We start from the raw sequence: 22,197 nt of genomic DNA, 5'->3' as shown, positions 1-22,197 counted from the left end.
TCTTGGCACTTCGACTGGATGCGCCTGACGTCAGCCACAGGCCCGACTTTTCCGTTTGCTGAAAGTGGGTATTACGAGGATGGAACATTAGGTCGCGGCCGCACCGGCTCAAGGGATTGGAATCGCGCCAACCTAACGTCGGGAACCGGTCACAGTCAGCGGACCATGGCGGGTGCCTGACTAAAGTGGGTTATCTTCGAAAAGGTCTGCGGCGCTTCCGGTATGCCTTGCCGTATCGCCTGTAGCCTTGGTGTCCGGTCCCAAGGCGCCTTACTCGCGATGCTCTTGCGCCTGTTGCAAGCCCGATACCTCGTAAGTCCATACTCGGAACGCCTTCAGAACATGCGGGCCGAAGGAGTTGACGAGCGGTATGTCGGCTGCGTCGCGGCCGCGCGCCACCACGATCCTGCCGATCCGCGGGACGTTGTTGCGCGGATCGAAGGTGTACCATTCGCCATCGAGGAACACTTCGATCCAGGCGCTGAAATCCATCGGATCGACGACCGGCACGCCGATGTCACCGAGATGGCCGTTGATATAGCGAGCGGGGATGTTGAGGCATCGGCAGAACGTGACCGCAAGATGCGCGAAATCGCGACAAACGCCAACGCGCTCATGGAACGCCTCGAAAGCCGTCCGCGTAGATCGAGCCTGCATGTAGTCGAAGCGGATGTGGTTGTGGACGAAATCGCAGATCGCCTGCACCCGGCTCCAACCGGGCGGCATCTTGCCGAACAGGTCCCAAGCGGTCTGGCTGAGACGGTCGGTTTCGCAGTAGCGGCTGCCCATGAGGTAGACGAGGCAATCGTCCGGCAAGTCCGGCACCGGCAGTTCCCGGGCACCCGGCACAATCCCGTCCGGCCTGCCGTCGTCCTCGATCGTGGCATCACCCCACATCGTCAGGTCGCCCGCAGGCGCGACCAGCCGCCGGCATTTGTTGCCGAAGAGATCGCGGTAGGTCGATACGTGCACATCGGGTGTGGTGAACGTCGTCTCCGGCACCCGTATGTCAGCCGCGCGATCCTCGTGCACCGACAGCAGACACACCAAGGCTGTCGGCTGCTGGCAGGTCAGTGTGATCTCATACCCGTAGCGGATCAGCATTGAGTGGTGTCTTTACCGGAAATCGGCAGCGGTCAGCGTATAGGAGGTTTGGCGACGATGCGAGTAGGCCTCGCGGGCGACATCGTGGATCGAACTGCGCGTCGCATCGAAGGTCGAGAGATACATCTCTTCCGACACCTCAGTGCTGCGCAATTCAGCAGGGGACCTGGCGAGCGCTTCCACTTCGACAAAGAACGGCACTTCGAACATGCCGTCGTGCCCGATAAAGCGAATGGCGTTGCGCACTTCGTCGAAGCTGCGGCTGGGGTTCAGGAATTCAAGGGTCATCGTTGATCTGCCCTTGCCGTTTGCAGCAGCAGTGGTACACGCATAAACCCGTTCATGTGCTCCTTGCGTCGCACATCATTCCGACGATTGAGGGAAAGCATCCCGTCGGTTGCGGCCGAGTGGCTAAGGCCGATCATCTCCTGCCCTTCGCGGCTGGCTGGAACGCCGGTGAAGACATGGTAGATGGTCCAGGACCGGTCGGCTTCGATCCGGCGGCCATATTGTTCGTCGCCTGGTGCGCGGGCGGATGCACCGCCTTCATTGTCCCAGACGCCGATCGCGCGGTCGTGCCGCTCCCGTTCGATTTCATCTATGTATCGGGTCATGATCGTGGCCTTTCTCTAGTGGTCACGTCGGCATCAATGATGCCGGAAAATAGCGCGTTACCGGATAAGTCGGTGATCGCGATGGCGTCGGGCCGTTGAGGCATATCGAGCGTCTGCGAAAGCAGTTGCGCAATCTCAATGGCGTTGGCGAGATCGACGGCTTCCACCGCCTCTCGGCCCACGACAGCATGGGCGTCATCCGTCTCCCGCGTGCGGTAGAACTCGATGACAACTTTCATGGCGCTACTTGCTCTTTCAGCCGGAGCAGCACTGCCTCAGTGCTTGCCTTTGCCTTGGGAAGCATTGGCATCATTGGCGGCAAACTTGATCTGGTTGCCGAAGGTGCTTTCAGGCTTTGGCGGGGCCTTCTCCTGTTTCGGCTTTCTGATCTCGCGATTGCTTCGTTTCTGGCCTTTAGCCATGTCCGAACGTCCTTTCGATGAGGGTTGCGCCATTACCGGATTGCGACATGTCGACCGGCTCGAGGCTGTCCTGCGTCGTCACTCGCTCATGGCGTTCGTCGTCGTTGCGGATGCGATATTGCAGTGAATCTCCCCGTGCCGGCAGTCTGCCGGTTATGCGGTAGATATCGGCGGGTAATGCCGGCCTCACGAAACCGCCCTTGAGCCGGACAGCCTGTCCGATCGCGAAGAGATGAGCAGGAGCCTCGTGGCGGGCGGGACGGTTCGTGCGCCGGATTGGGTTGGTTGATATCATGGCTGTTGGTGATCCTTTTCGAGGGCGGCGTCGAGATCGGCGGGATCTATCGGCGCCATCTGATACGTGTGGCCATCAATGCCGATGGCGGGCAGGTGGATGAAGGCGCCTACACGTCTCCAGGCAAGGCGGGAGGATCCCTCCAGCAGTTCCTCATCCTGGTCCACGCGATAGTCGCCGGCAGGCTGCGCAGCGTCGAAGCCGGACAGCATGAAGGGTGCGGAGAACCGGACGATTTTCTGCGTGGTGCGCGTTGTCATGGGTCGATACCTCCGCAGGAGCACGCAAACGCGCCTCCTGCATCATTCCCATTCGAACCGGAACGAACTTCCGTGCTGCCAGTACATCCGTGGTCAGCGGCGCGTTCATTCCAAGGTTCGAACAGAGCGATATGCGCGCCAGGTCGGCGCGTGATGCATTCGCTATCGAGAATTCGGTGGTGAATGGCGGGTCTCTGACACCGCAAAAAGCCAAGTCGGCCAAATCAACGAGTTTTATATATGGGCTGTCCCCACCCGGTAAACAAGGAGCGGGTCGCTATTATTTATCTAGAATTGAATAAATGGCTCTTCCATAAAAATAAAAATCCTTAAAAAGGCAGGAAATACGTATTGAAAACAACAAACATCGCATTGGTAGAAGTGATATAAATTTTCGCAATTCCACCTTTTCAACGAAATACGTTTAGCACTCCTATCATTCGAGTGCCAAAGTCGCTATCTATCCGAGGTGGTCGCCCTATGCGCCGGCCTCAGAAAGAACCCCATGAAATTCCGGCCCCTCCACGACCGCGTCGTCATCCGACGGGCGGAAGGCGATCTCAAATCCAAAGGCGGGATCATCATTCCCGATACCGCGAAGGAAAAGCCGCAGGAAGGCGAGGTGATCGCCGTCGGCCCGGGTTCGCGCGACGAAGCCGGCAAGCTGGTTCCACTCGACGTCAAGGCGGGCGACCTCATCCTGTTCGGCAAATGGTCCGGCACCGAGGTCAAGCTCGACGGCGAGGATCTCCTGATCATGAAGGAATCCGACATCATGGGCATCGTCGAGAAGACAACGGCGGCCGCCAGCAAAGCCGCCTGACCGGCCGATACCTGATAATCAAGCCCGAACTGGACGAACATCATGTCTGCCAAGGAAATCAAATTCGCCGGCGAAGCCCGCGACCGCATGCTGCGCGGCGTCGAACTGCTGAACAACGCCGTCAAGGTGACGCTCGGGCCAAAGGGACGCAACGTCGTCATCGACAAGGCCTATGGCGCGCCGCGCATCACCAAGGACGGCGTCACCGTCGCCAGGGAGATCGAACTCGAAGACAAGTTCGAGAACATGGGCGCGCAGATGGTGCGCGAGGTGGCCTCCAAGACCAACGACCTCGCCGGCGACGGAACCACGACGGCGACGGTGCTCGCGGCCTCCATCCTGCGCGAGGGCGCCAAGCTGGTCGCCGCCGGGATGAACCCGATGGACCTGAAGCGCGGCATCGACATTGGCGTCGCGGCCGTCGTCAAGGAAATCCAGGCGCGGGCCAGGAAGGTCAAGTCGTCGGCTGAGATCGCGCAGGTCGGCACGATCGCCGCCAATGGCGATGGCACCATCGGCGGGATGATTGCGAGTGCGATGGACAAGGTCGGCAACGAGGGTGTGATCACCGTCGAGGAAGCCAGGACCGCCGAAACCGAGCTCGACGTGGTCGAAGGCATGCAGTTCGATCGCGGCTACCTCTCTCCATACTTCGTCACCAACGCCGAAAAGATGCGCGTGGAACTGGATGACCCCTACATCCTCATCCACGAGAAGAAGCTCGGTAATCTTCAAGCCATGCTGCCGATCCTGGAGGCGGTGGTGCAAAGCGGCAAGCCGCTGCTGATCATCTCCGAGGACGTCGAGGGCGAGGCGCTCGCCACGCTGGTCGTCAACAAGTTGCGCGGCGGCCTGAAGGTCGCGGCCGTGAAAGCTCCGGGCTTTGGCGACCGCCGCAAGGCCATGCTCGAGGACATCGCCGTGCTGACCGCCGGCCAGGTGATCTCCGACGATCTCGGCATCAAGCTGGAAAATGTCACGCTCGACATGCTCGGCAGCGCCAAGCGTGTTGTCGTAGACAAGGACACGACAACGATCATCGACGGTTCCGGCGACAAGGCCGGCATCGCCGCTCGTATTGCCCAGATCAAGGCGCAGATCGAGGAAACGACCTCGGACTACGACAAGGAGAAGCTCCAGGAGCGGCTGGCCAAACTCGCCGGAGGCGTCGCGGTGATCCGCGTCGGCGGCGCGACCGAGACCGAGGTCAAGGAGAAGAAAGACCGCATCGACGATGCGCTCAACGCCACCCGAGCTGCGGTCGAGGAAGGCATCGTGCCCGGCGGCGGTGTGGCGCTGCTGCGCGTCAGGACCGTGCTGGCCTCTCTGACAGGCGCCAACGCCGATATAACCGCAGGCATTTCGATCGTGCGTCGGGCGCTCGAAGCGCCGGTCCGGCAGATCGCCGAGAATGCCGGCGTCGAAGGCTCGATCGTGGTCAGCAAGCTCACGGACAGCAAGGACCACAACCAGGGCTTCGACGCCCAGACCGAAACCTATGTCGACATGATCGAGGCCGGTATCGTCGACCCCGCCAAGGTCGTCAGAACCGCCCTGCAGAACGCCGGCTCGATCGCAGCGCTCCTGATCACCGCCGAGGCGATGATCGCCGACATTCGCGCGAAGGAATCCACCCCGTCGGCCGGCAACGGCGGCATGGGCGGAATGGGATACTGAGAACAGTGCCTGAACCGTTCGGCCGACGCCCAGACAAAGCAATCTGCATTCCAACCTGGAAGGAATCTCCATGGCCACACAAAGCACGACCAAACCATCTCTCTCCCGCCGCTGGGAAGACTATCAGCCTTCAAAGACCATTCTGGTCTGGGCATGCATCGCGGCGATGATCGCAACGATCGTTATAGGATTCAGCTGGGGCGGCTGGGTCACTGGCGGCACTTCGCAGACCATGGCGAAAGCGGCCGGCGACACGGCGCGCGGGGAGCTGGCATCCGCCATATGCGTCGAAAGGTTCAACGCGGCCCCAGATGCGGCGGCGAAACTTGCCGAGTTCAAGGCGATACCCGACAGCTACAAGAAGCGTCAGTTCGTGGAAGCCGGCGGCTGGGCGACGATGCCGGGGCAGACGACTGCCGACCGGCTTGGAGTCCAAGGCTGTGTCACCGGGCTTGGCGCATAATACCCCGTTTAAAGCGCTCAGGCAGGCGCCAGGGCGTTTCCACCCGCCACAGGAAGGAACTTCAGCAATGATCTCGTTTGTGAAGAAGACAGATACGCATCCGACGCTCAAGCAGGTCGAAGAAAATCGCTTCGAGCAGATCCGCAAGGCGGCGGCTGAACGGCACCGCAAATCGGATACCGACGGCACCCGCCGCCGCGCCCGCCAGAAGGCCGAGGACAACAGGCTGATCTGAGATGCATGTGCTCTACTCGAAAAGGCAGCATCCGATGCGATATCTTGATCGAATAAGAACGGAACCGTCCCTCTGGCTCCTGATACTGATGGTCGGTGGCTTGGCCGCCACGATCCTTTACGTGGTTCTGACTAGCATCACCTATTGAGTGAAGTGCAAGCCAGCTTCACCGATCCGACGTTGGGATGATGGATGGGCATGGGGATGCGATCAGCGTATCTCCGGTATCCAGCCGCCTGGGGAGCTTGCTCTGCTGATCGCAGAGGCATTAAGGGAAGGAGCAGGCTGACATGCCGAGGCTGTCCGACTTGGGTGCGGAATAGTTCCTCCGAGGCGGACCAATAAGGGCCAAGCAGCGGTCAGCCGCAGCGGCTCAACGGCAGCTTTCGGGATTTTGCGATCTCATAGCCGATGATGACAAAGAGGTCTTAAGCAGCCAAACGCTCATATTCCATAGAGCGGGCAAAATCATTCGCTGCGCTCGCACGATTGGTGGGTTTTAGCACAGCCTGGGGGTCTCCCCGCTGAAGGGGGTGCGCCGGCAACGATAGTGCCGGCCAGGGGGGAAGGCCTTCCCCCTTCAGGCCCACGGCAAGATGCGCGTTTATTCGCGGGAACAATAAAACGAGCCCGCGCGAAGGAAGAATCAGAAGCGAATAGCCGTCGCCGGTGTTGGCGTCTCCCGGTATGATGAGGTGAGTTTGGCGCTCAGGCTTGGAAAACTAATGACGCAGCATGACCAGCACATCGCCGCGTGGCGGGATGCTTTTCGCGACGAGACAACGGGCATCCACAGAGCCATTCAGGATCTGCTCTGGAACTACGCCGCCTTTCGCACGACGGTTCGGATCGTCCGTCTTGCAAATGAGAAGAGAGGCTCGAGACCCCCGCTTAACCAGATGATGTTCAATCTCGTTTCCGAGGGATACTGGTCAAGCCTGCTTCTCGGCACTCGCCGACTTCTCGATAAGGCCCCGATAAAAGGCCCCAAGGGAGTTTACTCGATCCGATCTGTCGTCAACGACGTGAAAGCGAGCCAAAACTGGTTGACCAGGAGAATCTACGTCGAGAAAGTGCTTGACGCGCAATACGATCTCGATCGCCTGCATCAAGAACAACATGACCACCTCGTCGCCGCGAAGGGGCGTCCGGTGTGGGGCGATCCAGAGCTCATGAAAAGTGAGGCCGCGCATCGGCATTTCGATGTTTTGAGCGGCGTTTCTGCGTCAGAGCGTAACCCGAGCAATCTGATCTCGGACACGGTCTTCGAGAAGATCGAAACTCGGCTTGCCCGCCTTGATCGAATTGCCGAGCACGTTAACTCGCATGTTGCCCATGCCGGGAACAAGCAAAGTCGGCAGGACAGGGAGCTTGGTGATTTCGACATTCGCGATGCTGAAAAGACTCTCAGGCAGTTGAAGGAAATCGCGGATCTGGTCGGAGTGTGGTTCGCCAACGAAGGCGGTGCGGGCCTCGCCACATATCTCGGTGACCAATTCGAGGGCCTCGATCATCCTGTTGTAGACACCGCCGACCTTGCCGACCTTGCAGAACAATGGCGATTGATCGATAGAGAAATCGCAGAATGGTCGATCGGGCCAGAAGATCTGTGATCCCCGAGAGGCAAGCCGATTCCTTGGTTCGAACCGATACCGCCTTCTGTCAAAGCCACCGGCTTTACCGGAAATCCCGCGCCTTCACCCTGATGCCGCCGGCCACCGGCCCCTGCTTCTCGGCCGCAGCCGCCTCGCGCTGCCCGACACTCGCCAGATCCCGCGACAGATCGACGATCCGATGGGCGACAAGATGCACGACCTCGCCCTCGCGCTGAACGCGGCCCCTCACGGCGATCATGCTCGATGAGAGAATGACCCGCCGATAGCGCTCGAAGACCTTTTGCCACACGACGAGATTGGCGATGCCGGTCTCGTCCTCGAGCGTGACGAACATGACGCCATTAGCCGAGCCGGGGCGTTGGCGCACCAGGACGATCCCTGCCGCCTCCAGCCAGCGCCGGTCGCGCGCCGCCATCGCCTCGGCGCAGCTGACGATCCGGCGCTTCGCCAGGTCCTCGCGCAGGAAGGAGACCGGATGGCGGCGCAGCGACAGGCCGATATGCCCGTAATCCTCGACCACCTCGCGACCGGCGGGCATCGCTCTCAGCGCGATCGCAGGCTCGTCGAGTTCCGGAACGGTCCGCCCCTCACGGTCCGAGGCGGCGGCGAAGAGCGGCAGTTCCTCGTCGCGCAGCCCCTTGATGGCCCATTGCGCCTCGCGCCGGGCGAGGCCGAAAGCCGGACGGAATCCATCGGCCGCGGCGATCTGATCGAGCGCCGCGACGGGAACGCCGGCCCGCCGCCAGAGATCGGCGATCGAGGTGAAATTCTCATCGCCCCGCGCCGCCACGATGGCGGCGGCATGGGCATTGGCGAGGCCCTTGACCATTCGCAGTCCAAGACGGACCGCGAGACGGCTTTCGTCGCCGGTCGGCTCCAGCGTGCAATCCCAGCGGGAGGCATTGATGCAGACCGGGCGGACCTCCACCCCATGCTCGCGGGCGTCGCGCACGATCTGGGCCGGCGCATAAAAGCCCATGGGCTGGGCGTTGAGGAGCGCGGCGCAGAAGACATCCGGGTGCCAGCATTTGAGCCAGGCCGAGGCATAAGCGATCAGCGCGAAGCTCGCCGCATGGCTTTCGGGAAAACCATAGGAGCCGAAGCCTTCGAGCTGCTGGAAGGTCCGGGCCGCGAACGGCTCCTCATAGCCGCGCGCGATCATCCCCGAGATCAGCCGGTCGCGGAACTTCGAGACGCCGCCGGTATGTTTGAAGGTCGCCATGCTCTTGCGCAGGAGATCGGCCTCGCCCGCGGTAAAGCCCGCGCATTCGATGGCGACGCGCATCGCCTGTTCCTGGAACAGCGGCACGCCGAGCGTCTTTCCCAGCACCTTCTCCAGCTCGGGCCGGGGATAATCGACCTCTTCCAGGCCCTCGCGCCGGCGCAGATAGGGATGAACCATATCGCCCTGGATCGGCCCCGGCCGCACGATCGCGACCTGCACCACCAGGTCGTAATAGGTCCGGGGTTTCAAGCGCGGCAGCATCGACATCTGCGCCCGGCTCTCGATCTGGAAGGTGCCGAGCGTATCGGCTTTGCGGATCATCGCATAGGTGCGCGGATCCTCGGCCGGGATCGACGCCAGATCGAGGTGGATATCCTTGTGCTCGGCCAACAGGTCCAGCCCCCGGCGCATGCAACTCAGCATGCCGAGCGCCAGGACATCGACCTTCATGAAGCGCAGCGCGTCGATATCGTCCTTGTCCCATTCGATGATCTGGCGCCCCTCCATCGCCGCGGGCTCGATGGGCACGAGATCGTCGAGCCGGTCATGGGTCAGCACGAAACCGCCCGGATGCTGCGACAGATGCCGCGGCGCGCCGCGAAGCTGGGCGGCCAGTTCGAGCGTCAGGCGCAACCGGCGATCCTCCGGATTGAGGTTGAGATCGCGGAGCTGCTGCTCGGTGACACCAGCCTCGGACCCGCCCCAGAGCTGGCCGGACAGCGTCTGGATCAGGTCTTCGGGAAGCCCCAGGGCCTTGCCCACGTCCCGCAGCGCGCCCTTGGAGCGATAGCGGATGACGGTGGCGGTCAGAGCGGCGCGCTCGCGGCCGTAATGCTCATAGACCCACTGGATCACCTCCTCGCGCCGCTCATGCTCGAAATCCACGTCGATATCGGGCGGCTCGCGGCGCTCCTCGGAGACGAAGCGCTCGAACAGGAGATCGTTGCGGCCGGGATCGATCGCGGTGATGCCGAGCACATAGCAGACGGCCGAGTTCGCCGCCGATCCGCGCCCCTGGCAGAGGATGCCGCGCGACCGGGCGAAGCGGACGATGCTGTTCACCGTGAGGAAGTAGGGCGCGTAATCGAGCTTGCCGATCAGGGCCAGCTCATGCTCCAGCGCGGCGGTCACCTCCTCGGGCACGCCCTCGGGATAGCGGTGTGCGGCGCCCTCCCAGGTCAGCCGCTCCAGGGTTTCCTGCGGGGTCAGCGCCTGATCGTCGCGCTCTTCGGGATATTGATAGCGCAGCTCGTCGAGCGAGAAGCGGCAGCGATCCGCGATCTCACGCGTCCGGGCCAAAGCCTCGGGCCAGCGCGCGAAGAGCCGGTGCATTTCGGCGGGCGGCTTCAGATAGCGGTCGGCATGGCGCTCGCGCCGGGCGCCGAGCGCATCGACGGTGACATTGTGGCGGATCGCGGTGACGACATCCTGCAGGATGCGGCGGCCGGGTTCGTGGAAGAGCACGTCATTGGTCACCACGGTGGGCACGCCGATCCGCGCGGCGAGCGTCGACAGCTCCCAGAGGCGCATCTGGTCATTGGGCCGCCGCCGCAGCGTCAGGCCGAGATAGGCGCGATCGCCGAAAGAGTCGCGCAGGCGCCTCAGGCGCAAACCGCAGGTCTCGTCGGCAAGGTCCGGCACGAGGACCGCGATCAGCCCTTCGCCATAGGCGGTGAGATCGTCCCATTCGAGATGACAGCGCGCCTTGCCCGCCCGCCCCTTGCCCAGCGACAGGAGTCGGCAGAGCCGCGACCAGGCCGCCCGGTCGGTCGGATAGACCAGCGCCGACATGCCGCAGACGAGATCGAGGCGGCAGCCGACGATCAGCCGCACGCCCGCCTCCTTCGCCGCCTCATGGGCGCGCACGATACCGGCCAGCGTGTTGCGATCGGTCACGGCCATGGCCTCGATCCCCATCGCCGCGGCGGCAGCGAGCAGCTCCTCGGCCGCGGAGGCTCCGCGCAGGAAGGAGAAATTCGACGTCACCTGCAATTCGGCGTAGGCGGGCGCGCTCATCCGAAAATCCCGTGCAGGAACCAGCGATGCGAGCCGGTGGCGGCATCCTCGCCATCGCCGGAGCGGAAGATCCAGAAGCGTTCGCCGGCATCGTCCTCGACCCGGAAATAGTCCCGCACCGCGATCAGCTCGGCATCGCGCTTCCACCATTCCCCGAAGATGCGCTCCGGTCCGTCGGCCCGTCGGACCCGGCGACGCACGCCCTTCCAGGAGAACCAGTTCGGCGGATGGTCCGGCAGGAGCGCCATGGTCTCGATCGGCTCCGGCCGGGAGAGCAGCCGCGAAGGGCGCGGCCAATGGTCGGGCCAGCCCGCACCCGTATCCTCGGCGAGTGCCGGCAGACGACGGACCGAGCGCTCGGGCACATCGCTCGCCACCGGCGCGAAACGATAGACCGCCCGCGCGCCGACCCGATTGGCCAGCGTGTCGATCAGGCCGGACAGATCCGGCGCGCCCTCCTCGATCAGGCTGCTGGCCGCCTGCCGCAAAGGCAGGGGTTCGGCAAGGGTGGCGGTCAGCGACATGATCTCGATGCCGAAGCCCGGCGCGATGGTCTCGATCCTGTCGCAGAGAAGCCGGGTCAGGCGCGCGGAATCCCGCACCGGCATGGCCAGGCCGATGCGCACCGTCTCGATCCGGTTGTCGACCCGGTGGCAGAGCAGGTCGAGACGGCGCGCGCCAAGACCCCGCCCCTCGAGCGCCTCGCAGAGCGCCATGACCAGCTTGCGAATATAGCGCGCGATGGTCTCGGCGGCGCCGATGGGCTCTGCGAAGACGCGGCGAACCGAGACCAGCTCCTCGGGCCGGATCGGTTCGATGGGTTCGGCGATCTCGCCCAGGGCCTGATCGAGACGCCGGCAGAGCTCCGGGCCGAAGCGCCGGGTCAGAGGCGCGCGCGGCTGCCCGATCAGGTCGCCGATGCGGACAAAGCCGAGGTCGTTCAGCCCCGCCGCGATCGCGGGTGGCAGGCGCAGGGCTTGCAGCGGCAGCGGTGCGAGTCCTGGGATGGTTTCGCCGGGAGGAGTGACAAACAGCGGATCGGCCGCGTAGCGCGCCAGCGCATGGGCCGCGCCCCAGCTATCGGCGATGGCTGCGCGGGCGGTGACGCCGGACATGACAAGCCGCCCGGTCAGCGCCTCCAGCATGGCCGCCTCACCGCCATGCAGATGGTCGGCGCCGGTCGCGTCGATGACGATCCCGTCCGGCGCGTCGGCGGCGGCGATAGGTGAGAAGCGTTGCAGCACCCAGAGCGCGAGGCGTTCGAGGCTGTCCAGGTCGGCCCGCGGGTCGGCGGGCTCGATGTGGAGGCCGGGCACCATCGCCTGGGCCTTGGTGACAGGCATTCCGGCGCGCAGGCCGAGCGCCCGCGCGGCCGGATCGGCCGCCGTCACCACCCGGCGGTTCTTCTCCCTTCCGGCGATGACCAGCGGCGCCTCACCGGGCGGCGCTGCGTCGCCCGCCTTCCGCCGCAACCGGTCTGTCGGCCAGTTCGGCAGGAAGACAGAGATGACCCGAGCCATCGCACGCCTCCAGTTCGATATCGAGACATTCGCCCGCCCGCGCCCGGATCAGCTCGACCAGCCAGCGCGGCCGCCCGACGCCGGGAACTGGAAGGGACGAGGACGGCAGCGCCGAGATCCGCCAGCGGGTCATCGCCGCCGTCGGCTGCCCGAAATCGCTGGCCTCCGCCTGTCGCCGCCAGCGGCGCAACGCGATGCAGATCGTCGCCGAGCCTTTCGCGGCCAGATGCAGCCGCCGCGAGGCGGTCATCGGCAGGCGCGCGACGTCGCCCACGACCGCCCCCAGCCCGCCATGCCGCAGCCCTTCCTCCATACAGGCCAGAACGGCCTTGTCGTCTCCGGCTTCGACGAAGATCACCCGGCCGGGCGGCAGTCCGGCCTGCTCCAGCCCCGGTGCGAAGAGATCCTGTAGCGCCACGCACCAGAGCACCTGCCCGGTGGTGCGGGCGGCGATCCCGGCCGTGAAACAGGCCGCAGCCGCGCCATCCACCGCCCCGTTGCCGCCTCCGGCGACTTCATGGAGGCATCCGAGCGCCAGCCCGCCACCGGGCAGCTTGCGATCCAGCGGCGCGATCCCGAAGGGCAGCACCTCGTGCGGATGCGCGCCATCGCCTTCGAGCCGCGCGATGCGCGCCCGAAGGTCGGCAATGGCTGGGCTGTCGGCACGGCTGGGCATATGAGGATGGCGTCTCCGGGGCTTTGCACTGGTCGATTCCGTTGCTATGTTCTTTATTTGTTCTCTTACAGGTCGAGAGTCAATCTCGGCCATCCCGGAAGTGATCGACGGGGTGCAATGCCCTATGGTGACGTAAAGTATTCGCAAGGAGAGTGGCGGGGCGATGTGCAATCTCTATCGCATTACGACCAATCAGCAGGCGATCCGGGATTTCGTGGCAGCCACCCATGACAGTATCGGCAATCTCGAACCGTCGATGGACGTCTATCCCGACCGGCCGGCGCCGGTGGTGCGCAACACCGACGGCGGGCGGGAACTGGCCTCATTGACCTGGGGTATGCCCACGCCCGTCGAATATCTGAAATCCCGCGACGCGCCGGACACCGGCGTCACCAATATCCGCAACACGGCCAGCCCTCACTGGCGCAAATGGCTCGGGCTCGAGAATCGCTGCGTGGTCCCGGCCACCGCCTTTTCCGAATATGGGCAAAAGCCCGATCCAGTCACGAAGCGCAAACCGCTGCACTGGTTCGCCCTCGATGAGACCCAGCCCCTGTTCTTCTTCGCGGGAATCTGGACGCCGTGGCGCGGAACCCGCGGCTCGAACCGGACCCCGCGTCCGGGCGATCATCAACTGTTCGCCTTCCTGACGACCGAGGCCAATGGCGTGGTGAAGCCGATCCATCCGAAGGCCATGCCCGTCATTCTGACGAGCCACGAAGAAGTCGAGACCTGGCTGACCGCCGACTGGAACGAAGCCAAGACGCTGCAGCGGCCGCTGCCCGATGATCGGTTGGTGATCCTGGAAACGCCAGCCAATACAGCCGCCGATGGCATGTTGCCGGGCATCTGACAATGATCCGGAGGACGAACATGGGCCGGAAGGAAGAAGAACAGTTAGCGGCGACGCTCGCCAAGGCGATGGCGATGATCTGCGTCCGCAACAGCATGCTGGAGGACCTGCATGCCGGCCCGGTCCCGGTCACGAAGACCGGCGACTATTCCGATGTCTTCGTCATCGACGCCGACGGCAATCGCATTCCCTGGAGAACCGTGTCGAGGTTCGACGATGACGAGATGCGCGACCTGATGCGCCAGGTGGTCAATCGGCTCTACACGTTCCAGACCTGCTTCGCCGAGCCGCAGTTTCAGGCGTTGATCGACAAGTGGCTCGATGTTGCGCGCCACTGGGACGAGCCGGTCATCGACGAGCGCCTCGCGGGAAGGCCCAGCTAGCCGATCGTACGGACTGTCGGTGGGACGGCTGAGGTGATAGCCGCAGCGCGATTTCCCAAAGCGGCCCTCCGTAATCCTTGAAGCATTCGCGCGCTTAGGGCTCAGACCAAGACGCGTGGGAACGACCATGCCGGCGAATGATCGCCTGAGGGCTGCCTTCATCAAAGCGAGCAGTCAGCACACTTGGAGCGGCGTCAACCATACTTTGCCCAAGCATGGCTACCACTTTGAAGTCAGGCGTAAGAACCCACACGGCATTGTCTGTTTCGTCGACCTCGACCCGATATGGACTGGCCGGAACCGGAACGATCTGCCGCGTCGCCGGTTCGATATTTATACGCCAGTCGCGCGAGGTCCAACGCTGGCTGATGCGGTTCAGCATCTCGGCCCTGAATGCTTTCCAAATGTCGTTGGTCGCTGGCGTTGGCCAGTCTCCGGCATCTGTCATCGCGACAACTTCATTGGTTTCGAGCCAGACAACGAGACCATCGTTATCGATGAAAATCGGATCCTGATCATTAATTGCGGCGAGGGCCGCGGCTCTTGAAGGAAGTCCGGCGCGCACAAGCATCGCCATCGTGTAGCGCGGCAGCCCGGCCTCAAGACAGGCAGCGGCTGTGCCGGCAATGATCTCGGGTTGCCAGCCAAGCGCAACCCTTCGGGTACGAAGTGCCTCCAGCGCCCAGACGAGCCGATACGTAAATACGTCCTCGATGAAACGCATGTTGTCCGGCCCGATCTCGTGCACTGGCGTTCCGGAAACCCACGCGGCCAGGATCTCGCGCCAATTGCCCGGCAGAGGATCGTCAGGAACAAAGGGGCGGATAGCGAGTAAGCGCTCCGCAAGCGTGGTAAGCGATGCAACGAGCACCTCGCTATCGCCGGGCAACGCTGCCTCGTCGGCTTGGTCGAGCAACACGGCGAGCTCGTCGGCCATCGCGTCGAGTGTCAATCCGGACTCAAGCCCAACACCCATCGCAAAATGACCGCGCCTTTGATCGGCGTTCGTCTGCGACCAGATCAGCCCCGAGCGCGCCCTGAACAATTCAAGCTGGCGCTCACGCAGGTCATCGCCACGGCGGGCAAGCTGCCGCGCCCAAAGCGAACCGTTCAGCGACTCGTCGATGAGCCGCGGCAAGTCCGCATCATCAGCATCCAGCGCTTCGACAAGACCAAGGATCGCGTGATCGAGTTTCTCTAGCAGAAGCTCGAAAGGCTCGTCGTCTTCCTCGTCGACATGGATGTTCCAGGCATCTCGGTTGTTGGCGAGATACTCAAAGGCGTCGTCTCGACTTAGCGTCCCGCTGCGCGCCAGACGATTGAGAATTTCGCTGGCGATCTGAATAAGCCCGCTCTCAAGCGTCCGGGCCCTTGATGCGTTCACAAGCTCGCGCCATGCCTGCCTGCGCCAACGCAGCGGTTCGAACATTACGTGGATCACAAGCCCTTCGAGATCGACGAAGGCGCGTCCGGCGCGCCCCGCGACGTTCGCAAATTCCTCGCCGGTGAGGGGAGTTCCCGCGCGATACAGGGTCGGCACAAGCAGGACCGCTGCGTTGAGATTAAGCCCCTGGGCGAGGGTCGGCGATGCGATAGTCACAGTTAGAACGCCTTCGTTTAGCAGGCGTTCGACCTCGCGAAGGAAAGGGTTAGGTAAACGCGCGTGATGAATGGCCACGCCCAGTTCAAGGCAGCGGACGGCCGGATGCTCTGCACCTAGCCATTCAGCCCCAACCGATTTCGCCCTCTCTATTGCGCCTTCGTCAGCAAGAAGTGGAGCGATGAAGCCACGCCGGGCGAGGTCGACAATGCGCGTTGCGTAGCTCTCGACATGATCCCGCTGCGTACAGAATACCAATGTGCGCTTGCCCTCATCGGCAAACTGCCATGCCGCAGCAATGGTCAACTCGGGATTGTCTCTGGGAAACGGCGTTCGACGCGGAGCGATGGGAGGCTGCTCCGTGACAAAGTTCTGGATGAAGGGTCCGTCATCATCAAGATCGAATGTCAGGCGCGCTCCCTGTCCGCCCCACGCCAGCGTTCCGAAACGCTGACGGGTCGGCCGCCAGCTTGATTTCACCGCTTCGCCCTCGGCATCGCTACGCACCCACGCCGTCAGATCTTCGAGTTGTTCGCCATCGGGCAGGATCGCCGACAGGCAGACGATACGCCGGTCGACCGCGTCCGCGCGGCGCAGAAGCCTTTGCACGAGAATTTCGTAGCGGAGCTCGCGCTCGCTCGGCCCTATCAGATGTCCCTCATCCAGAACGATCAATCCGATATCATCCAGCAATTGCGGATTGCTTCTTAGCGCGAAGTCCAGCTTTTCCGGCGTCGCAATAACGATGTCGTGCGAGCGCAGTGCGTCCTGGTCTCCCGGCATTGCGCCGCTCGCACCGTAGAGCGAGGACACCGAAAATCCGAGAGGACCGAACGTCTTGCGAAAGGACCGCTCGGTCTGCGCCGACAGTGCCCGCAGCGGCGTCACGAGCAACACCCGCTTCTCTGCACTGAGCGACATGAGGGTGCAGATTTCCGCGACGCGGGTCTTTCCAGCACTCGTCGGCAGAGCCACCACGAGATCATCAGTCAAATCGGTTGCGCGGCGCGCCGCGCCGATCTGCGAAGGCCAGAGCTCAACCTCGGCCGTCTTGCGCGCATAAAGCGACGCAAGAAACATCTCCCGCAGCGCGGCATAACCATCCGTGCCGGCTGGCCCGATTTGAGGCAGCACATGGTGGAGGCTATTGCCCCAGAGATCGTCAATTAAATTTCGGGCTACGCGGATGATCCACCAATGGGATACCGCACCGACATTGCTGGCCACTCTCAGAGCGCGCCGGAGTATTGATAGCGCTCCGTCGTGCATAGCGGTATCGCCGGTGAGCAACGCGAATTCGAAGAACGCGAAAGCTCTGAAGACCGCCGTAGTCAGCATGATCGACAAGATGTCGTCGATCTCCTGATCGCCGACCTCGAGAGCAGCTTGGAGAGCATCGTCGCCGTATTCAGGATTGCGCAGCCAGGATCGCGCCTCGTCACGCAGAGTCCCGAGATCACTAAGGAGTAGCCGTACGATCACGCGTTCTGCGGGCGCAAGATTCGCTTCTTCTTCGGCCTGAGACATCAGCGAGAACGCCATCGCTGCGTACCCCGCGAGATGGTACGAGGCCGCGCCCATCACACGCCAGAAGCCACGCTGGGAGAGTTCCGGTGACCCGTTGCGGACAAGGGCCTCGAAGGCATTGCCAGCCTTGAGAAAGCCCTCGCGCCATATTGCTGGGTCGCCCTCGCCCCGCTCCCGCAGGGCGAGCGATGCACGGAGCAAAGAGAATCCATACTCGGACAAATCGGTGTCGAGACTCACCGCGAAAGCCGGAGCACCCTCGGGAAGTTGGCCGGCCCTCCTAATGATCGCCCGCGCGTCACCCCGTGCTTGAAGCCGACCGCGTACCGTCGGCTGCGCCATCACTTCGATAAATTCCTGAAGCTCCTCAATCGTTTCCAAGGCTCTCGGCCTCTTCATAAATCCAGGCGATGAACTCCTGGTGGTCGTTTATGCGGAGGTTCACCGAGATATGGCCGTGGTCACCGCCAGCACCTGCAAGATCGGCTTCGAGGTCGGCGCGCCGGTCGTTGCCGGTTAACGTGAACAGTCCATGCGTGACATCACGCGCCCGAATCGTGCCTCTGCCGACAGCATTGCGGATTTGGCGACCTAGCGCCTCGTCTTCTTCGCTCCCCTCCAGCAACCTATCGGCTACAAACAGTAGGGAGATCGGCGTGGGACGGCCATCGTCGTCATTGAGCCGGGCACGAGCGGCGTTTATCACACCTGCGGCCATCGCCTGACCGCTCTTGGCCTCGCCCTTCAGATAGGCAAGGCGTCCATCTACCTCCTCGATGCCGAGGAAATCATCGCCGCGCAGGGCCATTTCGCGACCGTCCTTGTAGCGCAGGCGGCGAACGGGGATCCGGAATCCAGTCTGGTGCTCCACAAACTCCGTAGCCAATATCTCGCCTACTTCGCCGGACCGCGTTCTGGCGTCGGTCGGCAAGCGCTCGCGAAGAATGGCAGCAGCGCCGGGGAATCCCAGCTCGGCAATGTCGTCGGCAATGTGCCGCGGATCGTCGTAGTGAGCGCGGACACGCTCCATGAGGTCCGCCTGGACTGCGACTCTACCGCCACCTCTCTCGCCAAGCACAAAGAGGCGCTTTCTTTCGCCGTGCTCCGCCTCCTCGATGTTCAGCCAGTCTTCAATCATAAATATTTGTTATCAGGCCCTGATGACTGAAGAAAGCAACCACGAACATGTAGCTTCTTACCGTAGCCATCAACTTCGGAGGTGACGCGCCGAATGGCTGATGTTCCGTGCGTGCCTCCGGATGTTGCACCTGCGAGGTTGGAAACTGCGCGTACGCAGCAACAAGGCGCATTGTCAGCATAACTGGCATCTCACCTCGCCGCTCCACGCGCGGTTCGCATTGCCGCACCTACCGGCTGCACCACCATTCATCGCCGTCAGGCCAGGAGCGAGCCAGCCCTTCTTCGATCAGGATGTCGCCGATGTCGCGACCACCGATTCTGATCGTCACGAGCGTCCGCGTGCCGGTGTTATCCCGCTCTCCATATTCGACAGTCCAGTTATGCGAGTTCAGCAGCTCGATCACCCGGTCGCTGGCTCGGTGTGCCAGCGCGACTTCGGCCTCGCCACCGCAGATGTGGGTTTGCGGTTCCGGGGTGTCATATCCCTCCATGCGCAGCTTTTCCCCGTCAATCCAGATCGTGTCACCGTCGACGAGACAATATTCGTCAGCGGTGCGCGCCTGACCGGGAACGCACTTCGCAATCTGCGGCCGAGGCTGAGCCTGGGCAGGTTCCGGCAGGCCGCCGACCGCCCAAGATAGAGCGAGGGAAAGCACGAACATCTGCCAGCGGAATGTGGACAATGGGGGGAGACGAATTTGCATGGGCAGATCTGGTCTACTGCAATCTGAGTGAACGGGCGGATCGCTGGGGTGAGGCCAGCCAAGCATTCAACCTCCAGCCTCACCGAGCGAGGCCGCGATGTCGTTGATCGATCGGAGCAGAACCAGGGGATCATCCCTGGACGGCTCAAAGCCGCGCCGCCTCCAGAATTCGGCGGCTTCACCATCGACGGCATTGACCAACAAGGCCCGTCCGCCGATCAGCGAAGCGGCCTGAACGCAGCGCTGGAGGGCGTGCTTCACAAGACCGGTCCCGATGCCCAGCCCTGCCCAACCCGTATCGGTCGCGAGCTGGCCGAGTAGCATGCACGGGACCGGATTGGGTGGCTGCCCCGTCCGGATCGAACGCGGCAGCACCGATGGCACAACGGCGGTCGGCGCCAGGCCATAGTAACCGACCACGCGTCCGGCCTCGTGCACGACAAGGACGGCGGTGAAGCCCTTCTGCTGATTGGAGAGGGCGCGCGTCTTCAGCCAGTGGTCAAGCGTGGGCTTGCCACAGGAGAAATCAGACACATCGTGAGCGGCGGTAAGCGGTTCGGGGCCTGACAGTTGCAATGGCTTACCGCTTCGCCACGTAGCCGGGCTCCCACGGCGCGGGCCGTTTCAGAACTTCGACCATCTCCGGAACGGGAGCGGCCGGACGCGCCAGCACATCCATGAACTCAGCGAAGCCCTCTGGACTCATCCGGATCAGCCCCTGCTCCATGACGACCTCCTCGGCCGCGCGCACTGCGGCGTCGCGCACGAAATCGGTGCGCGAGCGGCCGCGCAGGCTCGCTGCGCGATCGATCATTGCGACATCCGCCTCGGGCAGGCGCATCGAGATCGGATATTCCTTGCGTTCGGCGGTCGTGGCCATGGCGAATCTCCTTGGTCGGTATATAGCGCCTTGTATCGCGAATTACAATACGCTAGGGTTGCGTCAACAGTCAATGACCTCACGAGGAGAGGCGACGAGGCCAATGATGACCGGGTCAGCGAGGGATTCCGATAGGTTATTTTGCTACGCAAAGGCACGCCCGGCTGCGCTTGGCCACGCCATGGCACGATTGCCCGCGCCAATCGCCGCCGAATATTCGCCTTCAATTTCCGTTGCTTATGCTTCCCTCGGGGCGAATGCTGCAAGCTATGACCTTGCGAGCCCCAGGAAACCCGGCAAAGATGACAGGAGGAGAGCGCGAAGCGCTGCTCGAATCCTTGCTGCTGGACGCGCCGGAGCTGACGTTTACGCCGCGTGGCAATCCCGACCCTCGCCTTCTGCGTCTGGTCGGCATCCTGGCGAGGCAGGCGGCGCAGGAGTGCTATGCAGAGGAAGTGAAGATGTCACGGCAAAGGAGGAAGCGCTCCTCCTGATACGGACGGGAGCCAGGTTTTGAAAGTCGCGATCTACGCCCGCTATTCTTCCGACAATCAACGCGACGCCTCCATCGCCGACCAGTTCCGTATGTGCCGTCTCCATGCCGAGAAGCAGGGCTGGCATATCGTCGAGGAGTATTCGGACCACGCGATCTCCGGCGCCTCGCTGATCCGCCCAGGCATTCAGGCGCTCATGGCCGACGCAATGGGCGGCCGTTTCGACCTGATCCTGGCCGAAGCGATGGACCGCCTCTCCCGCGATCAGGAAGACATCGCGGGCATCTTCAAGCGCATGTCCTATGCCGACGTGAAGATGTTCACCCTGTCGGAAGGCGAGGTGACGCATCTGCATGTCGGTCTCAAGGGCACGATGAATGCGCTGTTCCTGAAGGATCTGGCCGACAAGACCCGCCGCGGGCAGCGCGGCCGCGTCGAGGCGGGCAAATCGGGTGGTGGCAATGCCTATGGCTACGATGTGGTCAAGAAACTCGATGCGAACGGCGAGCCGATCCGCGGCGATCGCACCATCAACGAGTTCCAGGCCGAGGTGGTCCGCCGCATCTTCCGCGACTACGCCGCCGGCAAGTCGGCCAAGACCATCGCCTTCGCCCTGAACAAGGAAGGCATTCCCGCTCCGTCAGGCGGCGATTGGGGGTTCAGCACGATCAACGGCAACCCGAAACGGGGCAATGGCATCCTCAACAATGAGATGTATATCGGCAAGATCGTCTGGAACCGGCAGCGCTTCGTCAAGGATCCGAACACCGGCAAGCGGCAGGCCCGCCCCAACCCGGAAGAGGAATGGGTCATCCAGGAAACGCCGGAGCTGCGCATCCTCGATGACGATCTCTGGAACGCCGTGAAGGCGCGGCAGGAGAAGAACAAGATCGCCCGGAAGGAAAACGGCGAGGCCGATCTCTCCCGGATCAATACCCGCCGCCGCCCCAAATACCTCTTCTCGGGATTGACCAAATGTTCCTGCTGTGGTGGCGGCTATTCCGCGATCTCGGCGACGCTGATCGGATGTGCGACGGCGCGCAACAAGGGGACCTGCGACAACCGGGTCAACATCCGCCGCGACGAGTTGGAAGCGCGTGTGCTGAACGCACTGCGTACCAAACTCGTCGATCCGGAGCTCTTCACCCATTTCTGCGAGGTCTTCACGCAGGAGATGAACCGGCTGCGCATGGAGGGCCGCGCCGAGATCGCGTCGGCCGAGGCGGAGATTGCGAAGATCGATCGGGAACTCGAGACCCTCCTCAATTTGATACTGAAGGGTGGGGCCGCTGACGCGCTCAACGCGAAGATGGTGGCGATTGAGAAACGCAAGAAGGAACTTGAACTGTTCCTGGCCGAAGCCGACGAGCCGCCACCCCTGCTGCACCCGAGCATGGCACTGCAATACCGCAAGCGGGTCCAACAGCTTTACGACGCCCTGCAGGACGAAGACGAGGGGAAGCGGATCGAGGCCGCCGACACGCTGCGCTCGCTCGTGGATCAGATCGAGCTGACGCCGGTCGACGGCAAGGTGGAGATCGCCGTTCAGGGCGATCTCGCTGGAATCCTTACGATTTCCACGCAAAGCAAAAACCCCGCAGCGGGGGCTACGGGGTCGCAAGTAAAGATGGTTGCGGGGGCAGGATTTGAACCTGCGGCCTTCAGGTTAT

General features: G+C 62.9%; 24 protein-coding genes. 9 read left to right on the top strand and 15 right to left on the bottom strand.

Annotated elements, in window-relative coordinates; all coding sequences use genetic code 11:
* Positions 1-270 precede the first annotated feature (270 nt).
* The 7 genes from CES86_RS01000 to CES86_RS00975 are packed head-to-tail and all read right to left on the bottom strand — an operon-like array spanning position 271 to position 2,695.
* Entirely contained in the window at positions 271-1,104 is an 834-nt protein-coding gene (locus CES86_RS01000) for a transglutaminase-like domain-containing protein (RefSeq protein WP_039194740.1), read from the bottom strand.
* Positions 1,105-1,116: 12 nt separating this feature from the next.
* A complete protein-coding gene (locus CES86_RS00995) occupies positions 1,117-1,392 on the bottom strand; it encodes a DUF1488 family protein (RefSeq protein WP_009452373.1) in 276 nt (91 codons plus the stop codon).
* A complete protein-coding gene (locus tag CES86_RS00990) occupies positions 1,389-1,718 on the bottom strand; it encodes a hypothetical protein (RefSeq protein ID WP_039194738.1) in 330 nt (109 codons plus the stop codon). The genes CES86_RS00995 and CES86_RS00990 overlap by 4 nt, the downstream gene beginning before the upstream one ends.
* On the bottom strand, positions 1,715-1,957 hold the full coding sequence (locus CES86_RS00985) for a hypothetical protein (protein ID WP_039194737.1): 243 nt from the start codon (positions 1,955-1,957) through the stop codon (positions 1,715-1,717). Before CES86_RS00985 ends, CES86_RS00990 begins: the two co-directional genes overlap by 4 nt.
* A gap of 36 nt (positions 1,958-1,993) precedes the next feature.
* Entirely contained in the window at positions 1,994-2,140 is a 147-nt protein-coding gene (locus CES86_RS27375; protein ID WP_167387076.1) for a hypothetical protein, read from the bottom strand.
* Complete coding sequence (locus CES86_RS00980) at positions 2,133-2,435, bottom strand: hypothetical protein (protein WP_039194736.1); 303 nt, start codon at positions 2,433-2,435, stop codon at positions 2,133-2,135. The genes CES86_RS27375 and CES86_RS00980 overlap by 8 nt, the downstream gene beginning before the upstream one ends.
* The gene (locus tag CES86_RS00975; protein WP_039194734.1) at positions 2,432-2,695 is read right to left on the bottom strand and encodes a hypothetical protein; all 264 of its coding nucleotides are present in this window, start codon (positions 2,693-2,695) and stop codon (positions 2,432-2,434) included. The genes CES86_RS00980 and CES86_RS00975 overlap by 4 nt, the downstream gene beginning before the upstream one ends.
* A gap of 505 nt (positions 2,696-3,200) precedes the next feature.
* Here CES86_RS00975 and CES86_RS00970 point away from each other — a divergent pair.
* The 5 genes from CES86_RS00970 (at position 3,201) to CES86_RS00950 (ending at position 7,506) form a co-directional block, all read left to right on the top strand.
* The gene (locus CES86_RS00970) at positions 3,201-3,518 is read left to right on the top strand and encodes a co-chaperone GroES (protein ID WP_050475053.1); all 318 of its coding nucleotides are present in this window, start codon (positions 3,201-3,203) and stop codon (positions 3,516-3,518) included.
* Between the two features lie 42 nt (positions 3,519-3,560).
* On the top strand, positions 3,561-5,195 hold the full coding sequence (gene groL, locus CES86_RS00965; RefSeq protein ID WP_039194732.1) for a chaperonin GroEL: 1,635 nt from the start codon (positions 3,561-3,563) through the stop codon (positions 5,193-5,195).
* A gap of 70 nt (positions 5,196-5,265) precedes the next feature.
* On the top strand, positions 5,266-5,658 hold the full coding sequence (locus CES86_RS00960) for a hypothetical protein (RefSeq protein WP_039194731.1): 393 nt from the start codon (positions 5,266-5,268) through the stop codon (positions 5,656-5,658).
* 67 nt (positions 5,659-5,725) lie between these two features.
* Positions 5,726-5,893, top strand: a complete 168-nt coding sequence (locus tag CES86_RS00955; RefSeq protein ID WP_094513308.1) for a hypothetical protein — start codon at positions 5,726-5,728, stop codon at positions 5,891-5,893.
* Between the two features lie 701 nt (positions 5,894-6,594).
* Positions 6,595-7,506 carry an AbiU2 domain-containing protein gene (locus CES86_RS00950; RefSeq protein ID WP_456263967.1) on the top strand — a complete coding sequence of 304 codons (912 nt, stop codon included), beginning with the start codon at positions 6,595-6,597 and terminating at the stop codon, positions 7,504-7,506.
* A gap of 64 nt (positions 7,507-7,570) precedes the next feature.
* On the opposite strand, the gene CES86_RS00945 is transcribed toward CES86_RS00950, so the two are convergent.
* From CES86_RS00945 to CES86_RS00935, 3 genes are read right to left on the bottom strand one after another with little or no spacing between them, the layout of a single operon-like run.
* Positions 7,571-10,750, bottom strand: a complete 3,180-nt coding sequence (locus tag CES86_RS00945; RefSeq protein ID WP_039194727.1) for an error-prone DNA polymerase — start codon at positions 10,748-10,750, stop codon at positions 7,571-7,573.
* A complete protein-coding gene (locus CES86_RS00940) occupies positions 10,747-12,270 on the bottom strand; it encodes a Y-family DNA polymerase (RefSeq protein ID WP_039194726.1) in 1,524 nt (507 codons plus the stop codon). Before CES86_RS00940 ends, CES86_RS00945 begins: the two co-directional genes overlap by 4 nt.
* Entirely contained in the window at positions 12,185-12,946 is a 762-nt protein-coding gene (locus CES86_RS00935; protein ID WP_039194725.1) for an ImuA family protein, read from the bottom strand. The genes CES86_RS00940 and CES86_RS00935 overlap by 86 nt, the downstream gene beginning before the upstream one ends.
* Positions 12,947-13,109: 163 nt before the next feature.
* Here CES86_RS00935 and CES86_RS00930 point away from each other — a divergent pair, with 163 nt between their 5' ends.
* Both CES86_RS00930 and CES86_RS00925 read left to right on the top strand, forming a co-directional pair.
* Positions 13,110-13,799: an SOS response-associated peptidase gene (locus CES86_RS00930; RefSeq protein WP_039194724.1), complete on the top strand. Its 690-nt coding sequence runs from the start codon at positions 13,110-13,112 to the stop codon at positions 13,797-13,799.
* A gap of 20 nt (positions 13,800-13,819) precedes the next feature.
* Positions 13,820-14,182, top strand: a complete 363-nt coding sequence (locus CES86_RS00925; protein WP_039194905.1) for a hypothetical protein — start codon at positions 13,820-13,822, stop codon at positions 14,180-14,182.
* Between the two features lie 94 nt (positions 14,183-14,276).
* Here the strand turns inward: CES86_RS00925 and CES86_RS00920 are convergent, their stop codons facing one another.
* From CES86_RS00920 to CES86_RS00895, 5 genes are all read right to left on the bottom strand, one after another.
* On the bottom strand, positions 14,277-17,690 hold the full coding sequence (locus CES86_RS00920; protein WP_050475054.1) for a DEAD/DEAH box helicase: 3,414 nt from the start codon (positions 17,688-17,690) through the stop codon (positions 14,277-14,279).
* Positions 17,677-18,387, bottom strand: a complete 711-nt coding sequence (locus tag CES86_RS00915; protein WP_235819853.1) for a Hachiman antiphage defense system protein HamA — start codon at positions 18,385-18,387, stop codon at positions 17,677-17,679. The genes CES86_RS00920 and CES86_RS00915 overlap by 14 nt, the downstream gene beginning before the upstream one ends.
* Positions 18,388-18,676: 289 nt before the next feature.
* Positions 18,677-19,153, bottom strand: coding sequence for a thermonuclease family protein (locus tag CES86_RS00905; protein ID WP_039194723.1), 477 nt, complete (start codon positions 19,151-19,153; stop codon positions 18,677-18,679).
* A gap of 66 nt (positions 19,154-19,219) precedes the next feature.
* Positions 19,220-19,729, bottom strand: a complete 510-nt coding sequence (locus tag CES86_RS00900; protein ID WP_039194721.1) for a GNAT family N-acetyltransferase — start codon at positions 19,727-19,729, stop codon at positions 19,220-19,222.
* A 4-nt stretch (positions 19,730-19,733) separates the two neighbouring features.
* Positions 19,734-20,033, bottom strand: coding sequence for a type II toxin-antitoxin system TacA family antitoxin (locus CES86_RS00895; protein ID WP_039194720.1), 300 nt, complete (start codon positions 20,031-20,033; stop codon positions 19,734-19,736).
* A 302-nt stretch (positions 20,034-20,335) separates the two neighbouring features.
* On the opposite strand from CES86_RS00895, the gene CES86_RS00890 reads away from it, so the two are divergent.
* Together CES86_RS00890 and CES86_RS00885 are read left to right on the top strand one after the other, a co-directional pair.
* The gene (locus tag CES86_RS00890) at positions 20,336-20,527 is read left to right on the top strand and encodes a hypothetical protein (protein ID WP_120443149.1); all 192 of its coding nucleotides are present in this window, start codon (positions 20,336-20,338) and stop codon (positions 20,525-20,527) included.
* A 19-nt stretch (positions 20,528-20,546) separates the two neighbouring features.
* Positions 20,547-22,197 (top strand): recombinase family protein (locus tag CES86_RS00885; protein ID WP_058898893.1); only part of this gene is annotated, 1,651 nt, incomplete at its 3' end.

Source organism: Brucella lupini, from assembly GCF_002252535.1.
GTDB classification, from domain to species: domain Bacteria; phylum Pseudomonadota; class Alphaproteobacteria; order Rhizobiales; family Rhizobiaceae; genus Brucella; species Brucella anthropi.
The sequence above is the reverse complement of the archived record's forward strand: the minus strand, read 5'-3'. Positions and strand labels throughout refer to the sequence as shown.